Raw genomic sequence first — 22,394 nt, 5'->3', positions numbered from 1 at the left:
TTCGTTTGTCAACCGTGACCGATGCAGGTTTCCGAATCTGCAAATAACGCGTTGATTTCACGCGATTTATGGGATTGCCTCGGTCACGCGACCCGCGACCTCGTGCGCCGTGCCGCGATGCGCAATCAGCGCATAGGCGACGGGGACCACGAACAGCGTGAACAGGGTGCCGATCGCGAGTCCGGTCGCGATCACGAGCCCCATGTTGAAGCGGGACACCGCGCCGGCGCCGCTCGCGGTGATCAGCGGGATCACGCCGAGCACCATCGCCGCCGTGGTCATCAGGATCGGCCGCAGGCGGACGGTGGCCGCCGCGATGATCGCCTCGGTGCGGTCCTTGCCCTGTTCGCGCAGCTCGTTCGCGACCTCGACCATCAGGATGCCGTGCTTGCTGACGAGGCCCATCAGGGTGACCAAGCCGACCTGGGTGTAGATGTTGATGCTGGCGCCGCCGACGCCGAGGCTGATGAAGATCAGCGCGCCCGCCAGCGACATCGGCACCGACACGAGGATGATGATCGGATCGACGAAGCTGTTGAACAAGGCGGCGAGCGCCAGGAAGATGATGATCAGCGCGAACACGAAGGTGGTGACGAAGCCGCCGGATTCCTGCTCGAGCTGTCGCGACGCGCCGCCATAGTCGATCGAGTAACCCGATGGCAGCGACTTCGCGATCTCCTTCAAGGTGGCGAGCGCGTCGCCCATCGCGATACCCGGCATCGCCACGCCGGAGATGGTCGCCGCGTTGATCTGCTGGAAGTGATTGAGCGACTCAGGGATTGTCTTGTGCTCGAGCCGGGCCACGGTCGACAGCGGCACCATGGCATTGCCGCTGGTGCGGATCGAATAGTCGAGCAACTGACTGTCGGTGAGGCGGTCGTTCTGCCGGACCTGGGGGATCACCTTGTAGGAGCGGCCCTCCAGGCTGAAATAGTCGAGATAATTGCCGCCCAGCATGGTCGCGAGCGCGCCGCCGAGATCGCTCATCTTGAGGCCGAGATCGGCAGCCTTGTCGCGGTCGAACACCACGGTGGTCTGCGGCTTGTCGATCTTCAGGTCGCTGTCGAGGAAGATGAAGCGGCCGCTCGCCAGCGCCTTGGCCATGAAATCGCGCGACACGTCGTTGAGCTCGCCGAATGCGCCGGTGGTGCCGATCACGAACTGGACCGGCAGGCCGTTGCTGCCCGGCAGGGGCGAGGGCTGGAACGCGACGGAACGCGCGCCGGCGATGCCGTTCAGGAGCTGTTGGAATTCCGGCTGCAAGGTGCTGGTCGTCGCCTTGCGCTGATCCCAGGGCTTGAGCACCCAGCCGCCGATCACCTGCGTCGAGGTGTCGATCTGGAACACGGTGCGCGTCTCCCGCCGCTGGGCAATCAGGCCGTACAGTTGCTGGCCGTAGAACTGGCGCTGCTCGAGCGTGGCCGAGGGCGCCGAATTCGTCAGCGACAGCACGATGCCCTGGTCCTCGTCCGGCGCGAGCTCGCTGGTGGAGCTGACATAGAGCCAGGGGATCATCGCCAGCAGCAGCAGCGCGAACACCACGACCACCGGCTTGGTCGCGAACACGCTTTCGAGCCCGCGGCGATAGCCCTGTGCGAGCCGTTCGAGCACGTGGTCGATCGCACGCACCAGCCGCGCCTCGACCGTGGTGGCGTCGCGCTCGGTCCGGCGCAGCAGCCAGGCGCAGTTCATCGGCGAAAGCGTCAGCGCGATCACCGCCGAGACGGTGACGGCGCCGGCGAGCGTGAAGGCGAATTCGGTGAACAGGGCGCCGGTGAGGCCGCCCTGGAAGCCGACGGGCACGTAGACCGCGATCAGCACCACGGTCATCGCGATGATCGGGCTCGCCAGCGCGCGCGCCGACTGGATGGCAGCCTCGACCGGCGGCACACCCTCGTCGATCAGGCGGTGCACGCTCTCGACGACGATGATGGCGTCGTCGACGACCAGGCCGATCGCGAGCACCAGCGCCAGCAAGGTCAGCAGGTTGATGGAGAAGCCCATCAGCAGCATCAGGCCGAAGGTGCCGATCAGCGACAGCGGAATGGCGATCACCGGGATCAGCACCGAGCGCCACGATCCCAGGAACATGAAGACGACGACAATTACGATCCCGATCGCCTCCACCAGCGTATGGATCACCTCGTCGATGGACGAGTTCACGAAATCGGTGGAGTCGTACAGGATCTCGCTGGTGATGCCGTTCGGCAGCTGTCGCTGCAGCTCCGGATAACCGACCTTCACGCCGTTGATGACGTCGAGCAGGTTCGCCGTTGGCGCCACCTGGATGCCGATGTAGACCGCGGTCTTGCCGTTGAAGCGCGTCGCGCTGTCGTAGTCGTCATTGCCGAGCGTGACATTGGCGACATCGCGCAGGCGGATGATGGCGCCATTGACCTGCTTGACGACGAGATTGCGGTATTGCTCCAGCGAATGCAGGTTGGTCGCGGCGGCGAGATCGACCTGCACGAGGCGGCCCTTGGTGGTACCGAGCCCGGAGATGTAGTCGTTGCCCGACAGTGCCGTCGACACGTCGGTTGCCGTCAGGCCATAGGCCGCAAGCTTGTCGGGGTCGAGCCAGGCGCGCAGCGCGAATTTCTTGGCGCCGAGCAGTTCGGCGGTCTGCACCCCGGAGACCGCCTGCAGCTTCGGCTGTACCACGCGGGTGAGGTAGTCGGTGATCTGGTTCGGCGCCAGCACGTCGCTGGCGAAGCCGATATACATCGAGTCGATGGTCTGCCCGACCTTCAAGGTCAGGGTCGGCTGCTGCGTGCCGGTCGGAAGCTGGTTCAGCACCGAGTTCACCTTGGCGTTGATCTCGGTCATCGCCTTGCCGGAATCGTAGTTGAGCCGCAGGTTCACGGTGATGGTGCTGCTGCCGGTGACGCTGGTCGACGTCATGTAGTCGATGCCGTTGGCCTGGGCGATCGCATTTTCCAGCGGCGTGGTGATGAAGCCGGCGATGATGTCGCTATCGGCGCCGGCATAGGCCGTGCTCACCGTGACGATGGCGTTCTGCGTGCGCGGATATTGCAGGATGGCGAGCGTCGTCATCGAACGCAGGCCGAGCACGAGAATGAGGGCGCTGACCACGAGCGCCAGCACCGGTCGGCGGATGAAGATGTCTGTGAAACGCATAGTGATGACTCTGATGGGTGCGGGCTGGCCGGATTATTGGTCGACGACATCCGGCGCGGCTTCCGCGACCGGCACGTGCGAATTGTCGATTTTCACCGGGCTGCCGTTGCGCAGCTTGATCTGTCCCGCGATCACCACCGTCTCGCCCGGCTTGATGCCGTCGGTGATCGCGATCCGGTCGCCCTTGGCCGGCTTGCTCTTCACGAACGTCTGCCGCGCCTTGCCCTCGCCGTCCTTCAGATCGTCGACCACGTAGACAAGATCGCCATAGGGATTGCTGACGATCGCTGTCAGCGGCAGCGTGACGAGCTGTTCGGGCTTGCCGGTCGCGATCTCGACCTTGGCGAACATGCCCGGCAGCAACCGCGTCGCATCGTTGTGCAGCGTGGCACGAATCTGGACGTTGCGGCTCGTCGAATCGACCTTGGCGTTGATCGCCGAGATCTGACCGGTGAAGCGTTCGCCGGGATAGGCGTCGACGGCGATTCCGACGTCCTGGCCGATCCGGATGTCGGCGAGCGACTGCTGCGGCAGGTAGAAATCGACGAAGATCGGATCGAGGCTCTGCAGGGTGACGATGGTGGTGCCGGCGCCGAGATACTGCCCGAGATCGACGGCGCGGATGCCGAGCCGGCCGGCGAACGGCGCCTTCAGCGTCTTCTGCTCGACGATCGCCTTCTGCTGCGTGACCAGGGCCTGCGCGTTCTTGAGGTTGGCGCGATCGCTGTCGAGCGTGGCCTGGCTGACCGCGTTGAACTTGATCTGCTCCTCGTCGCGCTTGACGACGATGGCATAGTTCTCGGCAGTCGCCTGCAGCGACTGCAGCTTGGCGACGTCATCGGTCGCGACCAGCTGCAGCAATTGCTGGCCGGCTTCGACGGTGTCGCCCGAATTGAACTGGATGCCCTGCACGATGCCTGCAGCCTGCAGCGCCAGATCGGCGCCGTTGACGGCGCGCAGCGAACCGACCGCGGTGAGGTTGGAGCGCCATGCTGCGGTCGCCGCAACGACCGTCGAGATCGTCTGCGGCGGGTTGGCCATGGCGCCGATCGCCTTGGCGATCATGATGCCCTTGAAGGTCTGAAAGCCGTACAGGCCGCCGAACAGCACCGCCATGGCGGCCAGCATGATCGTCATGCGTTTCTTCATTACATTGCTTCCTGGGTCGTACGATTGGGACCGGCGAAATAACCGGGATTGGCACGCGGCAGCGCCGCCGGGGTCTCGTCCTGGCGATTCCACCAGCCGCCGCCGAGCGCCTGGAACAGCGCCGCGGTGTCGGTGAAGCGCGTGGCCTGCGACTTGATGCGGGAGACGCGTGCGTTGAGATAGGATTGCTGCGCGTTGATGACGTTGGCGTAGGGCACCGCGCCGCTCCTGAACTGCTCGACCGCCATGGCGAGACTGTCGGCGGTGGCCTTCTCGGCGGCGGCCTGGGCCTTCAGCGCCTCGGCGTCGTACTGGATGGCGCGCAGCGAATCCGCGACATTCTGGAACGCCGTGATGACGGTGCTCTTGTAGAGCGACAGATCCTGCTCGAAGGTGGCGACGTCCGCCTCCTTGGTGTGATACAGCGTGCCGCCGTCGAGCAGCTTCTGGCTGACGCTCGAGGCCGCATCCCACACGATGGTCGTCGGCGAGAACAGCCGGCCCGGTCCGCTTGCGCCGTAGCTGCCCGACAGCGTCACCTGCGGCAGCAGATTGGCGACGCCGACGCCGACCGTCGCTGTGGCCTGGTGCAGCGTGGCCTCGGCCTGCCGGATGTCGGGACGCTGCCGGACGAGCGAGGAGGGCAGTGACATCGGCAGCTTGCGCGGCAGCCGCAGCTCCGCGAGGGTCACATGCTCGCCGCGATCCTGGCTCGGCAGCCGGCCGAGATAGGCCATCAGTTGATTGCGCTGCTGTGCGAGTTGCTTCTGCAGCGGCGCCAAGGTCGCCTTGGCCTGCGCCAGCGTCGCTTCCTGCGCCAGCACGTCGGATTTGGAGATGGCGCCGACGTCAAACTGGTGTTGGATCCGGCCAAGCTGGTCGGTCTCCGCCTTGATGATCTCCTCCGTCGCGGCAATCTGATCGCGCAACGAGGCGTCGCTGATCGCGGCGGTGACGACATTGGCGGTCAGCGACAGATACGTCGCTTCCATCTTGAAGGCCTGGTAGTCGGCCTGCGCCTGCAGCGCCTCCACCTGGCGACGCGTGCCGCCCCATAGGTCGAGCGCGTAGCTGACGCTCACCGACGTGCCATAGAGCGTGTACAGCGAGGTCTGACCAGGCCATTGTCCTTGCTGCGTGCTGGAGGCCTGCGTACGCTCGGCCGAGCCGCTCGCGCTCAGCTGCGGAAATAGCGCGCCCTGCTGCGATAGCGCGTTCTCGCGCGCAGCACGCAGCGCCAATTGTGCGGCTTCGATGTCCGGGTGGTTGCGAATCGCCTCCTCGACGAAGGCGTTGATCTGCCGGGAATGAAACAGCGCCCACCAAGTGCCGGGCAGATCGCCTCCGGGCGCGAAGCTCTGCACATTGCCGCCCGGTGTCGAGGCGCTGGCGGTCGCGGCGAGCCGACGTTCGGCCACATAACCGGTTGCGGCCGGCGCGTCCGGAGACATGAAGTCCGGACCGACGGCGCAGGACGCGAGCAGCATGCTGCAGCCGAGGAGGCCGAGCCGCAAGGGCAGCGCGCTGCATCTCGGGACCAGCCCCAAACAGGCATGAAACATTTTGACATCATCGGACATAAAACTAAACCGTTTCGTTTTCTGTCGCCGACGATGCGTGGCGGTTCCGGCCTAGTCAAGTCACGTTGATGACAAAGCGAGCTTGCTCACAGCTTCACGTCTCGCGCACCGCTGCGCGGCGCCGGCGCTCGCCTGCATCGGGACGCGGGCATGACAGCTCCGAGACGAACGCCGAGAACGCGCCGCTGCCCTTCCCGCGGTGGCGGGCAGCTACGTCGTTTCTCACAATGATCGAAAAAGCGCCGTCGCGCCTACATTGTCCAGGGCAGGCCCGAGCGAAGCAGCGCGTGCAGATCGCGCTGGAAGCCGGCCCGCGGTGCGAGCCGGCGTCTGCAACGTAGCGCCGGTCAGGATGGCATCGAGGATGCGACCACCGGCTTCGCCGGCACGTCGCGCACGCGGCTCGGGCGCCGCAGCCGGCGTTGCGTCCAGATCAGCAGGCCGGTGACCAGCAGCGCGAACAGCGCGACCGAGATCAGAACGTTGGCCGCGCTGCCGATCAGAGACCAGTTGCCTTCATGCAGCAGGCGCGGCCAGTTGCGCGGCAACGCGGAGAGCCCGTCGGCCGTGACGGCATAGGCCCTGAGCTCATCGCCCTCGATGATGCGCGCCATCATCCGTCCGCCGCGATTGCCGATCGAGTTCACCGACGACAGGTCGTGGTCCTTGGCAACGATGCTGACGGCGTCAGGCAGCGAGACGCGCTTGGCTGCGGCAGGAGGAGTGCCGCCTGCGAAGGTCAGGCCGAGCTCGAGGCAGAGTCCGGTGAGCGGGCTGAGCAAAATCAGCGGCAGCGTGAACCAGGCCGTGCCCTTGTGCCAGCCGGACAGCGTGTTGCGCAGCCGCGGCAGTCCCATCAGGATGCCGATGATCATGATGCTGATCATGGCGATGGTCGAGATCAGGGTGAGGCCGGGGATTCCGATCAGATGCTCGTGGGTCCTGCGCGCCCACGAGAAGACGCTGGGCATCGCCGGCTTTTCGACCGCGGCACCGGTTGTCATGTCGACCTCGGCGCCCGGCGCCCCCTGCAAGGTCAGATGCTGCGTGGAGGCGTCGATCGACAGACCGCGTGCCTTGCCGTCGGGATCGTATTGCTTGATCAGCGTGACCACGCGCGCCGGATCGACGCTTTGCGGCTTGACGGCGGCGACCTGCGCCATCGGCTCGAAGGAGAGGATCAGCCCGGTCACGATGATGACAAGCAATGGCAGCGCAAAGACGAGGCTGATCCAACGGTGAAGTTTGAGCAGAAGCTGCTTGTTCATGATCGTCTCCGATTGATCGTCTCGCACGCGGTATCATGCGGGACCGTTGTCCGCAGGCGTCTGCTCCGTGAACGTTTCTGATCGTTCTCGCTGGACGACGCCGGGATATCAACCTGTCGTCCGCCGCGCTTCATTAGCTGAGCGCAGCAGCGAGACGAAGGAGATAACTATTAATTTTAGGTCATGCGCCGTTTGATCGGCATCAATGCGGCAGAGGTCGTTTCAGGACTGCTGGGATGATGTCAATTTGTATCAGATGCCGTCTTGCGGCCATCGAGCACCTCGCGCAGGCATGTCGCGTCCAAGCCGTTCTCCCACTTCGCGATGACGATGGTGGCGACTGCATTGCCTATCAGGTTGGTCGGCGTCAGCCCCTGCGACATCAGGCGATGGATGCCGAGCACCAGCGCGACGCTGGCGACCGGAATCGTACCGGTCGCGGCGAGCGTGGCGGCCAGCACGACGAAGGCGGCGCCCGCGATGCCGGCCGCGCCCTTCGACGTCACCAGCAGGATCAGCAGCAGCCCGATCTGGTGGCTGATGTCGAGATGCGTGTTGGTCGCCTGCGCCAGAAACACCGCGGCGGTCGCGAGGTAGAGGCAGGTGCCGTCGAGATTGAACGAATAGCCGGTGGGGATGACGAGACCGACGATGCTGCGTTCGCAGCCAGCGGCTTCGAGTTTCGCCAGCATGCGCGGCAGCACGGTCTCCGATGACGTGGTGGCGATGCAGACCAGCACCTCGTCCCTGATGTAGCGGATCAGCTTCCACAGGCTGAAGCCGGTGAAGGCGGCAATCGGACCGAGCACGGCGGCGATGAAGATCAGGCAGGTGAGATAGAAGCTGCCGAGCAGCAGGCCGAGCTTGGCCAGCGAGCCCAGGCCGAACTTGCCGACGGTGAAGGCGATGGCCCCGAATGCGCCCAGCGGCGCTGCCCACATCACGATCCGAACGACACCGAAGATCATCCGGCCGGCGACATCGATCACGTCCGTCACCGGCTTGGCGCGGTCGCCGAGCCAGATCAGCGCAAAGCCGCACATGACCGAGATGAACAGCACCTGCAGGATATTGCCCTCGGCAAAGGCGCCAACGAAGGTCTGCGGGATGATGTTGAGCAGGAACGGCACGAAGCCGACCGCAGCGGTCTGCTTGATATAGGGCTCGATCGTCGCGGAGTTGATCGTCGCCGGGTCGACGTTCATGCCGACGCCGGGCTGAAACAGGTTCACCGCGGTCAAGCCGATGATCAGCGCCAGCGTCGTGACGGCCTCGAAATAGATCAGCGCCTTGATCGCGACGCGGCCGACCTTGGCCATGTCGGCCATGTGGGCAATGCCGTTGACCACCGTGCAGAAGATGATCGGCGCGATCAGCATCCGGATCGCCTTGATGAAGGCGTCGCCGAGCGGCTGCATCTGGGCGCCCAGATCCGGCTTGATGGCACCGAGCAGGATGCCCGCTGCCATCGCGATCATGACCTGGACCCAAAGCTCCTTCCACCAGCCGCGGCGGGCGCCTGCCTTGCTGTCGGCGGTGAGGGTCGTGGCGGTCATGATCGGTCCTGTCGCTGAACGGGCGAATTCGCAGCTGGCGGTGACTCAGCTCTTGGGCTCGAACTTGAACAGCCGTTCGGGATTGCTGACAAGCAGCTTTCGCTGCATGGCCGGATCCGGGGCGTAGAGTGGGATCAGATCGACCAGATCGCCGTCATTGGGCATGATCTTGACGTTCGGATGCGGCCAGTCGGTGCCCCAGATGACGCGATCCGGCGCGTTGTCGATCAGCTTGCGGGCGAACGGGACCGCGTCGTGGAACGGGGGGCCGGAGGCCGAAGCGCGCTCGGGACCGGTGATCTTGATCCAGCACTTGTCGTCGCTCGCCTGCAGGTCGAGCAGCGCCTTGAACCCGGCATCGTCGATCCCCTTGGCAGCGCTGATCGTGCCCATGTGGTCGATCACATAGGTGACCGGCAGCGCCTTCAGGATCGGCACGAATTCCTGGATCGTCCCGGCCTCGAGATAAACGTCGACGTGCCAGCCGATCGCCGCGACGCGGTCCACCAGGGTGCGGAAGACGTTCATGTCGCCGACGCCGCCGAGGCGGCGGAGGAAGGCGAACCGGCAGGCGCAGATGCCGGCCTTGCCGAGCGCCGCGAGGTCGGCATCGGACATCGCCGCGTTGATGTTGGCGACGCCCTTGTAGTTGCCATTGCTCTGCGCGATCGCATCGGTCACGACCCGATTGTCGGTGCCGTGGACGGTGGCGTTGACGATGACGGCGCGCTCGACGCCGATCTTGGCGTGCAGCGCCCGGAACATCTCCAGCGATGCGTCGGGCGGCGTGTAGGGGCGGGTGGGCGAGAATGGATAGGTCGCGGCCGGCCCGAAGATGTGGGTGTGGGTATCGACGCTGCCCGGTGGCGCCCTGAAGCTCGGGGTCTTCGGGGCCGGATCCGGGCCGGCTATGCTGGGGATCTTGGCCTCGTCGGCGGAGAGGGCAGGGCCTCCGAGCACGCTCGCCGCTCCCAGTCCGGCCATGGTGGCCAGCAGGTCTCGTCTCAACATCAGAGCGTCCTCCTCGGGATGGCCGCGGTCACAGGCAGGCGCTGCCCGCCAGGCTCCGGCATCGTTCGTGTTTGCTATCGTCACGCCACGAAGGAGAGGTCGGGCGACCTCTCAACGTGGCGTCGTGATCATGGGGGTTCCGGCTCCCGAGCCGGCGGATCGCTGTGATCCCAGTCGTTCCTGATCGAGGATCTTGCAGCCTCTGCAGCATGACAAGAAGCATTGGGTGAACGGTCAGTTCGCTTGGTTGGACAATGCTCTGCAGTCCAACTGCCAACGTTGCCGAGACCCTCCGTTCGAGCTGCGTTGCAGCGCGTCTGGGCGAGATGGGCTGCTCTTCAACCAGTCTGCGAGAAGGCAGCCCGAGCGCGCCGATCCGCGGAATTGTTCGTGCGACGGAAAGGTGAGTTGTGTCAAAGCCATGGCGTGCGTTCTGGTCATGCGCCGGCAGCTTCAAGCGCCGTTGTGAAGACCGCATGCGCAATGCTATGCGACAGCAAAGAGAGGCGTGCGGCCGCCGAGACGCCGCGCGCGGTCAGCGCACAACAACATCGGGCAAAGGAAACACCATGGTCGACGCGCTCATCATCGATGCCTGCAGAACGCCGCGCGGTATTGGCAAAGCCGGCAAGGGCGCGCTCGCCGGGCTGCACCCGCAGCGTCTCGGCGCCACCGTGCTGCGTGCGCTGGCCGACCGCACCGGCATCAATACCGGCGATGTCGACGACATCATCTGGGGCTGCTCGTCGCAGCGCGGACCGCAGAGCGGCGATCTCGGCCGCATGTCGGCGCTCGACGCCGGCTACGACATCCGCGCCTCGGGCGTCACGCTCGATCGCTTCTGCGGCTCCGGCATCACCAGCGTCAACATCGCCGCGGCCTCGATCATGGCCGGGCAGGAGGACCTCGTCGTCGCCGGCGGCTGCGAGATGATGTCGATGGACGGCCGGCGCGGCGAGGGGCCGCTGATGATGGATGCCGGCAATCTGCATCTGCGCGCGCTGCATCCGCAGTCGCATCAGGGCGTCTGCGCCGATGCCATCGCCACCATGGAAGGCATCACCCGCGCCGACGTCGACGCGCTCGGGCTGGAGAGCCAGAAGCGCGCGGCGGCTGCGATCGCTGCCGGCCATTTCAAGAAGAGTCTGGTGCCGGTGCATCGCGAGGACGGCAGCGTCGCGCTCGACCACGAGGAATACCCCCGGCCGCAGACCACGGCCGAGGCGCTGGCCGCGCTGAAGCCGGCGTTTCCGGCGATCGCCGACTACGCGCTGGACGAGAAGGGTACGACGTATCGCAACCTGATCCTGCAGCGCTATCCCGGCCTCGAGATCGAATTCGTGCATCACGCCGGCAACTCCTCGGGCGTGGTCGACGGTGCGGCGGCGATCCTGCTGGCGTCGCCGTCCTATGCCAAGGCCCATGGCCTGAAGCCGCGTGCACGCGTCGTGGCGATGGCCAATATGGGCGACGACCCGACCCTGATGCTGAACGCCCCGGTGCCGGCGACGCGCAAGGTGCTGGCCAAGGCCGGGCTCAAGCTTGATGACATCGACCTGTTCGAGATCAACGAGGCGTTCGCCGTCGTCGCCGAGAAGTATATCCGCGACCTCGAGCTCGACCGCGCCAAGGTCAATGTGAACGGCGGCTCGATCGCGCTGGGACATCCGATCGGCGCCACCGGTTCCATCCTGATCGGGACGCTGCTCGACGAGCTCGAGCGGCGCGATCTCAAGCGCGGCCTGGTCACGATGTGCGCGGCCGGTGGCATGGCACCCGCGATCATCATCGAGCGGATCTGAACGGGACATCTTCTCGATTTGAGTTGCGCGCGCCCGTTGCGGAGTCTCCCGTGGCGGGCGCCGTTGTTTTGCACCTGGGCCGCTTGTGACCTCGGCGGTGCCGCGCAGTTGAGGCGCAGGATCGCGCGAGCCGCGGCGGTTCCACTTTCCGGACCAGTCAACCACGTTTCGATCGGACAGGAATTCGCGCTTGTTCCGCTAGTTGCGACAGGTTATTGCCACGGCGAGGCCTCATCGTAGAAGAAATGGCTCTCCGTGCTGTCGACGCTGTCGCATATCATCGATCGCAAGGCTTCGAACCGGGTGGTCACGCGGCTGCGGGCCCTGCTGCGCAGCAACGAGTTCTACCTGATACCGCTGGCGCTGGTGATCGGCGTTGCGACGGGTGCGATCGTGACGGTGATGAGCCTGATCGCGCAGGTCGCGCATGTGGTCATCTACGGCATTCCGATCGATGTCCGGCTCAGCGCTCATACCTCGGTCAACCCGGCCGTCGCCCTGATCGCGCCCGCCTGCGGCGGCCTTGCGCTCGGCATCATGGAATGGCTGCGGCGGCGCTGGAAGATTGCGGCCGCGGTCGACCCTGTCGAGGCCAATGCGCTGCGCGGCGGACGGCTGTCGATGCGCGACAGCATCGTGGTGAGCGGCCAGACCCTGGTCTCCAACGGCTCCGGCGCGTCGGTCGGGCTCGAGGCCGGCTACACCCAGATCGGTGCCGGCGTCGCCTCGCTGCTTGGGCAGTATCTCACGCTCCGCCGCAACGATATGCGCCTCATCCTCGGCTGCGGTGCGGCCGCCGCCATTGCGGCCGCTTTCGGCGCGCCGATCACGGGGGCGTTCTATGCCTATGAGCTGATCGTCGGCGTCTACTCCGTCGGCAGCGCGGCGCCGATCCTGGCGGCCTCGCTGGCGGGTGCGCTGACCTCGCAATATCTCGCCGGCGCGCCGTATTCGCTGGAGGTCGCCAAGGTCGGCGCGGTCGGCTTCGAGCAATACATCGCGCTGTTCGTGCTGGCGCTCCTCGTCGCCGGCATCGGCATCGTGGTGATGCGTGCCTCGCCGGCGGTCGAGCGGCTGTTCGTCCGCATTCCGGTGTGGCTGCGCCCGGTGATCGGCGGGGTCTGTGTCGGCGCCATGGCGATCGTGACGCCGCAGGTGCTGGCGGCAGGCCACGGCGCAATGCTGCTCGACCTGCATCGCGAGATGGCGGTCGGCATGATCGCCACCATCATCGTGCTCAAGCTCGCCGCCTGCCTGATCTCGCTGGCCTCGGGCTTCCGCGGCGGTCTGTTCTTCGCCTCGCTGTTCGTCGGCAGCCTGCTCGGCAAGCTGTTTGCGGGACTGCTCGCGCTGGCCGGCCTCGGGCTCGCGATCGACCCGCTGGTGGCGATGCTCACGGGCATGGCGACGCTCGGTGTCGCCATCGTCGGCGGGCCGCTGACGATGTCGTTCCTGGTGCTGGAGATGACCCGCAGCGTCGACGTCACGGCCGTCGTGCTGGGCGCTTGCATCGTGACGTCGGTGTGCGTCCGCGTCCTGTTCGGCCACTCGTTCTCGACCTGGCGCCTGCATCTGCGCGGCGAGACCATCCGCAGCGCCAATGACGTCGGCTGGCTGCGCAACCTCACGGTCGAGCGGCTGATGCGCTCCGACGTCGCCAAGGTGCCGACCACGACCAGCATCGCGGCCTGCCGGCGCGAGTTCGCGCTGGGCACGCGCCAGGCCGTGGTGGTGGTGAACAACAGCGACGATTATTGCGGGCTGGTCTCCTTGCCCGATCTGTTCTCGGGCGAATTGGACTCCATCGCCGACGAGATCCAGGTGGTCGAGCTCGCCAAATATTTCGACGTCGCGCTGTTGCCCGAAATGAACGTCAAGACGGCGATGAAGATCTTCGACGATTCCGGCGCCGAAGAGCTGGCGGTGCTGGAATCGGAGAACAGCCGCAAGGTGATCGGCTTCCTGACCGAGTCCTTCGCGCGCCGCCGCTATGTCGAGGAGATCGACCAGGCGACGCGCGGCGTGCTCGGGGCGCTGTCGTGATCGCGTCCCGTCGCCGCGACACGTGATCGCCGGTCCTCGACCGGGGTAGACTGCCGGCCGTTCGAGACGCGCGAGGACCGCATGACGAGACTGATCAGCACGGCTGTCGTGGCGACCTTGAGCGCGCTGGCGGCGACCGCCGCCGCAGCCGAACCTGTTGTGCTGAAAGGCAAGGACGCGTTCGGCAGTTGGCAGGGTGATGCACCTGGCACAATCAGGCTGATCCGTCCCGAAGACCTGCCCAAACCGGGGGCGACGGCGTCCGCAGCCAACGTCTCCCGCGTGATGCAACGACCGGCCTCCGCCGTGCCGAGGGTCATCGACGGTTTCAAGATCGCGCTGTTTGCCGAGGGGCTGAGCGGGCCGCGCATCCTCCGTACCGCGCCGAATGGCGACATCTTCGTTGCCGAGACCCGGGCAGGGCGCGTCCGCGTGCTGCGTCCGAGCGAGGACGGCAGCAAGGTCGCGTCGAGCGAGATCTTCGCCGACCGTCTCGGCCATCCCTTCGGCATCGCCTTCTACCCGAGCAGCGATCCGCAATGGATCTATGTCGCGAGCACCGAGCGCGTCATGCGCTTTCCCTATCGGGCCGGCGACATGAAGGCGCAGGGGCCGCTGCAGCTCGTCGTGCCCGATCTGCCGGCCGGCTACGGCCATTCGACGCGCGATATCGTCTTCACCAGGGACGACAAGCGCATGCTGGTGTCGGTCGGCTCCACCGGCAATGTCGGCGAAGCGCTGGGAGAGCCAGCCGGCGGAGTCAGTGCCTGGATCAAGGCGCACCCGCTCGGCGCGGCCTGGGGCGGGGAGGCCGACCGTGCCAGCGTGCTGGCGTTCGATCCCGACGGCAAGAACCGCAGCCTGTTCGCCACCGGCATCCGCAACTGCGTCGGCCTCGCCATCCAGCCCGCGACCGGAACGCCGTGGTGCTCGACCAACGAACGCGACGGGCTCGGCGACGATCTGGTGCCGGATTATGTCACGCGGGTGAAGGAGGGCGGCTTCTATGGCTGGCCCTGGTACTACATCGGCGACAACCCCGACCCGCGCCATGCCGGCGAGCGCCCCGACCTGAAGGGCAGGATCACCGTGCCCGACGTGCTGCTGCAGCCGCATTCGGCCTCGCTCGGTCTGACATTCTACGACGGCAATCTGTTTCCGCCGGAGTATCGCGGCGATGCCTTCGCTGCCGAGCACGGCTCGTGGAACCGGTCCAAGCGCACCGGCTACAAGGTGATCCGGGTCAGGCTCAAGGACGGCGTGCCCACCGGCGAATACGAGGATTTCGTCACCGGATTCGTCGTCAACGATCGCGAGGTCTGGGGCCGGCCGGTCGGCGTCACCGTGGCGCGCGACGGCAGCCTGCTCATCTCCGAAGACGGCAACAGCACGATCTGGCGCGTGAGCCGCTGAGCGGATCTTTGCGGCGCAGGAACCTCTCGATCCGGTGTGGGTTGGGAGCGCGGATGAATGCCGGATGAGCGTATGAACATCTTCGATCCGCAAGGGCCGATCGCCGCCGCCGAGCAGACGATCCTGATCGATTCCGTCATCATCATGCTGGCGATCATCGTGCCGACATCGATCGCGGTGCTCGCTTTCGCGTTCTGGTTCCGCAGCTCCAACGCCAGGGCGCGCTACCGGCCGGAGTTCGCCTATTCGGGCGCGGTCGAGCTCGTGGTGTGGTCGATCCCCGCGCTCACCGTCATCCTGCTCGGCGGCGTCGCCTGGATCGGCTCGCACCAGCTCGACCCGGGCAAGCCCGTCGACGGCACCGGGCTTCCGATCCGCATCCAGGCGGTGTCGCTCGACTGGAAGTGGCTGTTCATCTATCCCGACCAGCGCATCGCCACCGTCAACAGCCTGACCGTCCCGATCGGCGCGCCGCTGCGCTTCGAGCTGACATCCGGCAGCGTCATGACGGCCTTCTTCATCCCGCAGCTCGGCGGCATGATCTACACCATGAACGGCATGGTCACGCGGCTGAACCTGCGCGGAGATCATGTCGGGACCTACAAGGGCTTGGCCTCGCATTTCAGCGGCGACGGTTTTCCCGACATGATGTTCGACACCAGCGTCGTCTCGCAGCCCGACTTCGCCAACTGGGTGACGAATGCTGCCAGGAGCGGCCAGGTGCTCGACGAGGCGGGCTACAAGGAGCTCGCGGCGCAGTCCGTCGAGACCCGCCCGAAGACCTACCGGCTCGCGGATCCCGAGTTGTTCGGCAACATCGCCAGCCAGAAGATCCCTCCGGCGCCGGGACCGCAGCTCAGCGAGAACCAGTCGCGGCCGGAAGGCGGAACGGCGCATGCCCACTGAAGTCGTCGCAAAGGGAGTGGGCCGATGTCGGTGACCACCGTCGCTCAGGCGCCTGCCTATGCCGATCCGCATCAACTGCGTGCCGCCGAGCATCCTGGGCCGGCGCCGAAACGGATCGTGACCGGATTCGGCTTCTGGATATTCCTGCTCTCCGACATCGTGATGTTCTCGTGCTTCTTCGCGAGCTTCGCTGTGCTGTCGGGTGCGACCGCCGGCGGTCCGGGCGGCGCCGAACTGTTCGACGTCCGCAACGTCGCGGTCGAGACCGCTTTGCTGTTGCTGTCGAGCTTCACCTGCGGCATGGCGAGCATTGCCGCCGAGCGCCACAACCAGCTCTGGTTCCAGGTCGCGATGGCCGTCACCGGCCTGCTCGGCGCCGGCTTCCTGCTGCTCGAGGTCCGAGAGTTCGTCGACCTCGTCGGCCGCGGCGACGGGCCGAGCCGCAGCGCCTTCCTGTCGGCGTTCTTCACTCTGGTCGGCTGCCATGGCCTGCACGTCGCGGCTGGCATCCTGTGGCTGCTGACCATGATGGCGCAGGTGGTCGCCAAGGGCTTCCGCGCCGACATCGAGCGTCGCATCCTGTGCTTCGCGCTGTTCTGGCACGCGCTCGACATCATCTGGGTCGCGGTGTTCTCCGTGGTCTATCTGCTCGGGAGTGCGACATGACCGATCAAGCCCCCGCGGAATTCGATCTCGCGCCCGGCGAGCAGCAGCATGGCAGCCTGCGTTCCCGCGTCCTGTTCTATGTCGCGGGCCTCGGTCTCGCGATCCTGCTGACGGCGACGTCGTTCTTCATCGCCGGCACCGACCTCGTCTGGCAGCCGTCGATCCCGGTCGCGATCATCGTCCTGGCGATCGCCCAGATGGGGGTGCACCTGGTGTTCTTCCTGCACATCACCACCGGGCCCGACAACACCAACAACGTGCTGGCGCTGGCCTTCGGGCTGCTGATCGTGTTTCTCGTCGTCGGCGGCTCGCTGTGGATCATGGCGAACCTCAACCACAACATGATGCCGATGGATCAGCTGCTGCAGATGCAGCACTGAGCATCGTTGCGGCAATCCAGGGGCCGCGCGACAGCTCTCGATTGCTTCGTCGTGCCGGCTCGTCGACCGTCCGATCTCACTTCTTCGGCGCGCGGCAGTTGAATGCACGGCGGAAGCCGGCGGCGCGTGCATCGTCCTCCGAGCAGAACCAGCGGTCGGGCTCGGTGGTCGCCGGATAGCTCGGGCAGCCCTGCAGATGGTAGATGCCGATGTTGCCGGTGACGCGGGCGCGCACCGCGAACTTCCCCTTGATGCTGCAGCCCGGCGGCGCGCTCGGCGCGTCCGGGAAGAGCACCGCACGGATCTCGCGGTCGCGGTCGGCGCGGCAGGCCGCGCCGAGCAGGGCGCCGTCCTTCTTGTCGGCGCGGAACTCGGCTGGGGCGACGAAACATCCCTTCCACAGCCCGCGCACCGCCTCCTTGGCCGCGGCGACATCGTCCTTGGCGCGATACTTGATCGCCGGATCCGCGCTCATGGCGTAGCCCGCGCGCGCGACCTGTTGGTTCAGGCTGACCTTGTCGCCGTCGATGGTGCAGAGGCCGATCCTGCGCGTCTTGAGCGGCTTGTCGGGGCCGAGATCGTCGCAGCGCACCGAGCGGCCGCCGATCAGCTTGCCAAGCTGCTCGCGTGCCTCGACGCCGCAGCTCCAGGAATCGGCGTGATCGTCGATGCAGAGCTGGTCGACCTCCGGCGCATCGATGCCGTCGAGCCGGAACACCGTGTCGCCGAGCTGGATCGTGTCGCCGCTGCGCACCGTGGCGCTCGCCGCCAGCGATGCGCCGGTCATGTCGGCTCCCAGCACCATGGCCCCACACAACGACAACAGCCGGTCTCGCAGCCGCATGCTTCCTCCCGCAATCAGATTCATCAAATACCCGGCCGTAGTCCTATCACAGCGCGCGTGAGTCTCGCCAAGGACGGCGCGGAACGGCGCCGCCGGATCGCCACCTTGCGCGGGGGGCGGCTGCTACCCATCTGACCGGGCGAAGGAAATCTTGCCATGTTGGACTTTACCTCCGATCTCGCCGGCGATGCGGTGTCGCCGGCGCGCGCGTCTGATGCTGCGCCGGCCGACGACCGCGCGCTGCTGGACGCCTATTCCAATGCCGTCATCGACGTCACCGAGCGGGTCGGCCCTGCGGTCGTGCGCGTCGAAACCGGCCCCAGGGCTGGGTCGACCGCCGGCTCCCGCGCCGAGCGCGGCGGGCTCGGCTCGGGCATCGTGATCTCGCCCGACGGTCTCGTGCTGACCAACAGCCATGTCGTCGGCTCCTCCAAGAGCATCCGGCTGCGCGACGTCGAGGGCGTCGTCACCGACGCTCAGGTGCTCGGCGTCGATCCCGACACCGATCTCGCCTTGCTGCGCGCCAATCACGCGCGCGACCTGCGCTACGCCGCGCTCGGCAACTCCAAGAGCCTGCGCCGCGGCCAGCTCGTGGTCGCGATCGGCAATCCGCTCGGCTTCGAATCCACGGTGACGGCTGGCGTGGTCTCGGCGCTCGGCCGCTCGATCCGCTCGGTCTCGGGCCGCATGATCGAGGACGTCATCCAGACCGATGCGGCGCTCAACCCAGGCAATTCCGGCGGGGCGCTGGTGTCGTCGGCCGCCGAGGTGATCGGCATCAACACCGCCATCATCCAAGGCGCGCAGGGCATCTGCTTTGCGGTCGCCAGCAACACCGCGCAGTTCGTGCTGTCGGAGATCATCCGCCACGGCTACGTCCGCCGCGCCTATATCGGCGTGTCCGGGCAGACCGCGCCGGTGCCGCGGCGACATGCGTTGCTCGCCGGCGTCGAGAACAAGATGGGCGCGCTGTTGATGCAGATCGAGCCGGACGGGCCCGCGGCCCGCGCCGGCCTGCTGCCCGGCGACGTCGTGATCAAGCTCGACGGCGTCGACATCAACGGCGTCGACGACCTGATCCGCGTGCTCGACCGCGACCGCATCGGCCGTACCGTCGCGATGGACGTGCTGCGGCTGGGACGGCTGCGCGGCATCGACATCCACCCGGTCGAGCGCAAGCCGGCGGCGCGGCAGGCGTCGTGAGCGTCGTGGGATGTTGAGCTGCTGCCACAACCACCGCCGTCGTCCCGGCGAACGCCGCCGCGCCGCGCTGGTGCGCGTCGTGGCTTGTCCGGGACGACGGCGGAGCGGAGGGCGCGCTTCACGATTCAAACAGCTGAATGATTGAGGACATGTCATCGCGTTCTCGCGGCACGTGATGCCCGAGGCTCGCGATCAGTTCGTCCCTCGCAAACAGTGCAGAGGGCGCAGGGAATGCCGGGTGAGGGCCTCACCCATGGCCCGCCTGCGAACAAGAATGCAGGCGGCAGGTACCACAGGTGCAGCCGACATTCCGGCATTCCCTGCGCGATGGGCTTACGGCTGCTTCGCGATCTCCCCGGTGCGCCGGCTGGTTGGCCACCGTCGTCCACGCCGAGCATCAGCAGTGGCGCCGGACTTGACCTCAGCTTCGGGAGGTCAGGACCACGCGACTTGACCGTCCGCAGGCGCTCGTTCGTCCGCACATCAAGAAGATATGCTGCGAGCTCCCGCGGCCATCGCATCCCCACCTCGCGTGTCGTGACGATCGCGCGCTACGCCCCTTCTGCAGGAGGCGGGATACGCGGATACAATCATGATTTCCGAAAAATAGCAATAAGATTATCTTTATCGGAATATGGCGCCTCGCCCTCCGCTGTCGTCCCGGGTCAAGCCCGGGACGGCGCCGTTCGGTTTGGCGCGATCGGTGGGCAACCTCGCGCAGTTGAGACTCTCCTCAATTCACTGGCTTCCCTTGGTGCAAGGGGATGCAGCAGGGTGATCGTTGCATGCAATGGCCGCTCATGAAATGAGCTGCGATCGCTGCAAACAAAACGTGCTCAGCGACCGGGCATTGCCGGCGCGCTTCTCAACCCTTTGAATTAGTTCGTGCTTCGCCGTCGCGCTTGCGTCCCGCCGAATTGTACACAATGGCATAGCGCTTGCTTCGTCTGTTGCGAGGCATTCTCGTGGAGAGGCAAGCGGCTGGTATGGCGAACTCATCTGCATCGGCAACCGCTACGATCACGGCCGAGCCGGAGCCGATCACGCTCGATCTCTTCAAGACCGCGCTGGTCATCATCGACATGCAGCGCGACTTCATGGAGCCGGGTGGATTCGGCGAGACGCTGGGCAACGACGTCTCGCAGCTCGCCCGTGCGGTTGTCCCGATTGCCAACGTGCTGGCGGCGGCACGCATGAGCGGCATGCTGGTGATCCATACGCGCGAGGGGCACGCGCCGGATCTCTCCGACGCGCCGCCGGCCAAGGTCGAGCGCGGCGCGCCGTCGCTTCGCATCGGCGATCCCGGTCCGATGGGGCGCATCCTCATCCGCGGCGAGGCCGGCCACGACATCATTCCCGCGCTCTATCCTGTCGACGGCGAGGTCGTGATCGACAAGCCGGGGAAGGGCGCCTTCTACGCCACCGAACTCGGTGACGTGCTGAAGCATCACGGCGTCGAAAACCTGCTGGTGTGCGGCGTCACCACCGAGGTCTGCGTCAACACCACCGTGCGCGAGGCCAATGACCGCGGTTATCGCTGCGTCGTCATCTCCGACGGCTGCGCGTCCTACTTCCCGGAATTCCACGAGATGGGCCTGAAGATGATCAAGGCACAGGGCGGCATCTTCGGCTGGGTCGCGGAGTCGACCGCGGTGCTGAAGGCCATGAGCTGAGAGAGAGCTGAGAGACGAGTCGAGACGAATGAGTTCGGTCATGTAGTCGCTGCAAGCAACAGGGGAGCAAGGCGATGAGCGGAAGCGGGACGGCAAGCTCGGTCAAGGCGGATTTCAAGCCGGTGCTGTGGACACCCGGCGACTGGAACGCGTTCTTCGGTTTCGGCACCAACATCCTCGTCAACATGCTCGTCCTCACCGGACTGTTGCGCTTCGTGCTGAAGATGCCGGACAGCCTGGTGTTCGGCCGCATCCTGCCGGCGCTCGGCCTCATGATGTGCCTGTCGACCCTGTATTACGCCTTCCTCGCCTATCGCCTGGCGCAGAAGACCGGACGCAGCGACGTCTGCGCGCTGCCCTCGGGCGTCAGTGTCCCGCACATGTTCATCGTGACCTTCGTGATCATGCTGCCGATCACGCTCAAGACCGGCGATCCCCTGAAGGGCTGGTCGGCCGGCCTCGTCTGGGTGTTCTTCCAGAGCTTCATCCTGATGATCGGCGGCTTCGTCGCGCCCTACATCCGCAAGATCACGCCGCGGGCGGCGCTGCTCGGCACGCTCGCCGGCGTCTCGGTCACCTTCATCTCGATGCGGCCGGCGCTCGAGATGTACATGACGCCGCAGATCGGCCTGGTGTGCTTCGCGATCATTCTGGTGAGCTGGTTCGGCGGCGTGAAATATCCGAAGGGGCTGCCGGCCGGCCTGGTGGCGATCGCGGTCGGCATGATCATCGCGTGGGGCTCGAACCTGTTCGGCCTCGGTCTCGGCGGGCTCAGCGTCAAGGGCGTCGGGGACGCCTTTGCGAACTTCGGGTTCTCGGTGCCGCTGCCGGCCTTCGGCACGGTGTTCTCCGGCTTCGAATATCTCGGGATCATCCTGGTGACTGCGATTCCGTTCGGCATCTACGACCTCGTCGAGGCGATGGATAACGTCGAGAGCGCGGAAGCCGCGGGCGACGAATATCCGACCACGCGGGTGCTGACCGCCGACGGCATCGTCAGCCTGATCGGCTGCATGATGGGCAATCCTTTCATCAACGCGGTCTATATCGGCCATCCCGGCTGGAAGGCGATGGGCGGCCGCATCGGCTACTCCGCGGCGACCGGGCTGATGGTGATCGTGCTGTCCTGGCTCGGCATCATCTCGGTGCTGCTGGCACTGGTGCCGGTGGTCGCGATTTCGCCGATCCTGCTCTACATCGGCATGCTGATCGGCGCGCAGGCGTTCCAGACCACGCCGGTCAAGCACGCGCCCGCGATCGTGCTCGCCTTCACGCCGCATCTCGCCGCCTGGGCCAAGCTGCAGATCGACACCATGCTGGCCTCGACGGTGGCCGCGGCGCAGAGCGTCGGCGGCCTCGCGGCCGACAAGGTCGATGCGGTCAAGACCGCTGCGATCGCGGCGCTGCCGCAGCAGGGCGTGCTGTATCACGGGCTCGAAGTGATGGGCGGCGGCTCGATCCTCGCCGGCCTCGTGCTCGGCGCGATCGGCGTGTTCGTGATCGAGCGCGACTTTATCAAGGCGGCGGCGTTCGCGCTCGCCGGCGCCGTCATGACCTATTTCGGCTTCATGCATGGCGAGGCGGTCGGCATCGGTGGCGGTTTCGGCGTGACGCCGGCGGTGGCGCTGGCCTATGCGGCCGTCGCAGGCGGGCTGTTCGCACTGGGGCGGCTCGGCACGTCCGAGAGCTACCTGGCGCATGCCGACATGCATGTGGCGCCGGCAGAATAGGTATCTTTTCAACGGGAACGACAACCGGCGGC

Annotated in this window: 16 protein-coding genes; 9 read left to right on the top strand and 7 right to left on the bottom strand. The window is 66.2% G+C overall.

Features of this window, described 5'->3' with window-relative positions:
- Positions 1 to 66: 66 nt before the first annotated feature.
- From QX048_RS16740 to QX048_RS16715, 6 genes are all read right to left on the bottom strand, one after another.
- On the bottom strand, positions 67 to 3,138 hold the full coding sequence (locus QX048_RS16740; protein ID WP_315826443.1) for an efflux RND transporter permease subunit: 3,072 nt from the start codon (positions 3,136 to 3,138) through the stop codon (positions 67 to 69).
- Positions 3,139 to 3,171: 33 nt separating this feature from the next.
- A complete protein-coding gene (locus QX048_RS16735; RefSeq protein ID WP_315751969.1) occupies positions 3,172 to 4,287 on the bottom strand; it encodes an efflux RND transporter periplasmic adaptor subunit in 1,116 nt (371 codons plus the stop codon).
- The gene (locus tag QX048_RS16730) at positions 4,287 to 5,849 is read right to left on the bottom strand and encodes an efflux transporter outer membrane subunit (RefSeq protein WP_315751968.1); all 1,563 of its coding nucleotides are present in this window, start codon (positions 5,847 to 5,849) and stop codon (positions 4,287 to 4,289) included. The genes QX048_RS16735 and QX048_RS16730 overlap by 1 nt, the downstream gene beginning before the upstream one ends.
- A gap of 365 nt (positions 5,850 to 6,214) precedes the next feature.
- On the bottom strand, positions 6,215 to 7,135 hold the full coding sequence (locus tag QX048_RS16725; RefSeq protein WP_315826442.1) for a PepSY-associated TM helix domain-containing protein: 921 nt from the start codon (positions 7,133 to 7,135) through the stop codon (positions 6,215 to 6,217).
- 242 nt (positions 7,136 to 7,377) lie between these two features.
- The gene (dctA, locus tag QX048_RS16720) at positions 7,378 to 8,691 is read right to left on the bottom strand and encodes a C4-dicarboxylate transporter DctA (RefSeq protein ID WP_315826441.1); all 1,314 of its coding nucleotides are present in this window, start codon (positions 8,689 to 8,691) and stop codon (positions 7,378 to 7,380) included.
- Positions 8,692 to 8,736: 45 nt separating this feature from the next.
- Positions 8,737 to 9,702, bottom strand: coding sequence for an amidohydrolase family protein (locus tag QX048_RS16715; protein ID WP_315751965.1), 966 nt, complete (start codon positions 9,700 to 9,702; stop codon positions 8,737 to 8,739).
- Between the two features lie 569 nt (positions 9,703 to 10,271).
- Here QX048_RS16715 and QX048_RS16710 point away from each other — a divergent pair.
- From QX048_RS16710 to cyoD, 6 genes are all read left to right on the top strand, one after another.
- Positions 10,272 to 11,504, top strand: coding sequence for an acetyl-CoA C-acetyltransferase (locus QX048_RS16710; protein ID WP_315826440.1), 1,233 nt, complete (start codon positions 10,272 to 10,274; stop codon positions 11,502 to 11,504).
- A gap of 255 nt (positions 11,505 to 11,759) precedes the next feature.
- Positions 11,760 to 13,547: a chloride channel protein gene (locus tag QX048_RS16705; protein ID WP_315826439.1), complete on the top strand. Its 1,788-nt coding sequence runs from the start codon at positions 11,760 to 11,762 to the stop codon at positions 13,545 to 13,547.
- A gap of 81 nt (positions 13,548 to 13,628) precedes the next feature.
- A complete protein-coding gene (locus QX048_RS16700; RefSeq protein WP_315826438.1) occupies positions 13,629 to 14,960 on the top strand; it encodes a sorbosone dehydrogenase family protein in 1,332 nt (443 codons plus the stop codon).
- 72 nt (positions 14,961 to 15,032) lie between these two features.
- Positions 15,033 to 15,866 carry a COX aromatic rich motif-containing protein gene (locus QX048_RS16695; protein WP_315826495.1) on the top strand — a complete coding sequence of 278 codons (834 nt, stop codon included), beginning with the start codon at positions 15,033 to 15,035 and terminating at the stop codon, positions 15,864 to 15,866.
- A gap of 24 nt (positions 15,867 to 15,890) precedes the next feature.
- Complete coding sequence (gene cyoC, locus QX048_RS16690) at positions 15,891 to 16,532, top strand: cytochrome o ubiquinol oxidase subunit III (RefSeq protein ID WP_315715672.1); 642 nt, start codon at positions 15,891 to 15,893, stop codon at positions 16,530 to 16,532.
- Positions 16,529 to 16,912, top strand: a complete 384-nt coding sequence (gene cyoD / locus QX048_RS16685; protein WP_315715673.1) for a cytochrome o ubiquinol oxidase subunit IV — start codon at positions 16,529 to 16,531, stop codon at positions 16,910 to 16,912. The genes cyoC and cyoD overlap by 4 nt, the downstream gene beginning before the upstream one ends.
- 76 nt (positions 16,913 to 16,988) lie before the next feature.
- Here the strand turns inward: cyoD and QX048_RS16680 are convergent, their stop codons facing one another.
- Positions 16,989 to 17,756, bottom strand: a complete 768-nt coding sequence (locus QX048_RS16680; protein WP_409999226.1) for a thermonuclease family protein — start codon at positions 17,754 to 17,756, stop codon at positions 16,989 to 16,991.
- Between the two features lie 156 nt (positions 17,757 to 17,912).
- On the opposite strand from QX048_RS16680, the gene QX048_RS16675 reads away from it, so the two are divergent.
- The 3 genes from QX048_RS16675 (at position 17,913) to QX048_RS16665 (ending at position 22,362) form a co-directional block, all read left to right on the top strand.
- Positions 17,913 to 18,959, top strand: a complete 1,047-nt coding sequence (locus QX048_RS16675; RefSeq protein ID WP_315826437.1) for a S1C family serine protease — start codon at positions 17,913 to 17,915, stop codon at positions 18,957 to 18,959.
- Between the two features lie 986 nt (positions 18,960 to 19,945).
- Positions 19,946 to 20,632, top strand: coding sequence for an isochorismatase family cysteine hydrolase (locus QX048_RS16670; RefSeq protein ID WP_315826436.1), 687 nt, complete (start codon positions 19,946 to 19,948; stop codon positions 20,630 to 20,632).
- A 74-nt stretch (positions 20,633 to 20,706) separates the two neighbouring features.
- A complete protein-coding gene (locus QX048_RS16665; RefSeq protein ID WP_315826435.1) occupies positions 20,707 to 22,362 on the top strand; it encodes a regulator in 1,656 nt (551 codons plus the stop codon).
- The last annotated feature ends 32 nt before the right edge of the window (positions 22,363 to 22,394 follow it).

The sequence above is a fragment of the Bradyrhizobium sp. SZCCHNS30572 genome (assembly GCF_032484415.1).
Lineage (GTDB): Bacteria > Pseudomonadota > Alphaproteobacteria > Rhizobiales > Xanthobacteraceae > Bradyrhizobium.
Note: the sequence above shows the minus strand (reverse complement) of the source record. Positions and strands in the feature narration are given on the sequence as shown.

Coding starts and splice junctions, on each gene's coding strand:
- QX048_RS16740 (WP_315826443.1), bottom strand. CDS start 3,138: ATGCGTTTCACAGACATCTTCATCCGCCGACCGGTGCTGGCGCTCGTG.
- QX048_RS16735 (WP_315751969.1), bottom strand. CDS start 4,287: ATGAAGAAACGCATGACGATCATGCTGGCCGCCATGGCGGTGCTGTTC.
- QX048_RS16730 (WP_315751968.1), bottom strand. CDS start 5,849: ATGTTTCATGCCTGTTTGGGGCTGGTCCCGAGATGCAGCGCGCTGCCC.
- QX048_RS16725 (WP_315826442.1), bottom strand. CDS start 7,135: ATGAACAAGCAGCTTCTGCTCAAACTTCACCGTTGGATCAGCCTCGTC.
- dctA (WP_315826441.1), bottom strand. CDS start 8,691: ATGACCGCCACGACCCTCACCGCCGACAGCAAGGCAGGCGCCCGCCGC.
- QX048_RS16715 (WP_315751965.1), bottom strand. CDS start 9,702: ATGTTGAGACGAGACCTGCTGGCCACCATGGCCGGACTGGGAGCGGCG.
- QX048_RS16710 (WP_315826440.1), top strand. CDS start 10,272: ATGGTCGACGCGCTCATCATCGATGCCTGCAGAACGCCGCGCGGTATT.
- QX048_RS16700 (WP_315826438.1), top strand. CDS start 13,629: ATGACGAGACTGATCAGCACGGCTGTCGTGGCGACCTTGAGCGCGCTG.
- QX048_RS16695 (WP_315826495.1), top strand. CDS start 15,033: ATGAACATCTTCGATCCGCAAGGGCCGATCGCCGCCGCCGAGCAGACG.
- cyoC (WP_315715672.1), top strand. CDS start 15,891: ATGTCGGTGACCACCGTCGCTCAGGCGCCTGCCTATGCCGATCCGCAT.
- cyoD (WP_315715673.1), top strand. CDS start 16,529: ATGACCGATCAAGCCCCCGCGGAATTCGATCTCGCGCCCGGCGAGCAG.
- QX048_RS16680 (WP_409999226.1), bottom strand. CDS start 17,756: ATGCGGCTGCGAGACCGGCTGTTGTCGTTGTGTGGGGCCATGGTGCTG.
- QX048_RS16675 (WP_315826437.1), top strand. CDS start 17,913: ATGTTGGACTTTACCTCCGATCTCGCCGGCGATGCGGTGTCGCCGGCG.
- QX048_RS16670 (WP_315826436.1), top strand. CDS start 19,946: ATGGCGAACTCATCTGCATCGGCAACCGCTACGATCACGGCCGAGCCG.
- QX048_RS16665 (WP_315826435.1), top strand. CDS start 20,707: ATGAGCGGAAGCGGGACGGCAAGCTCGGTCAAGGCGGATTTCAAGCCG.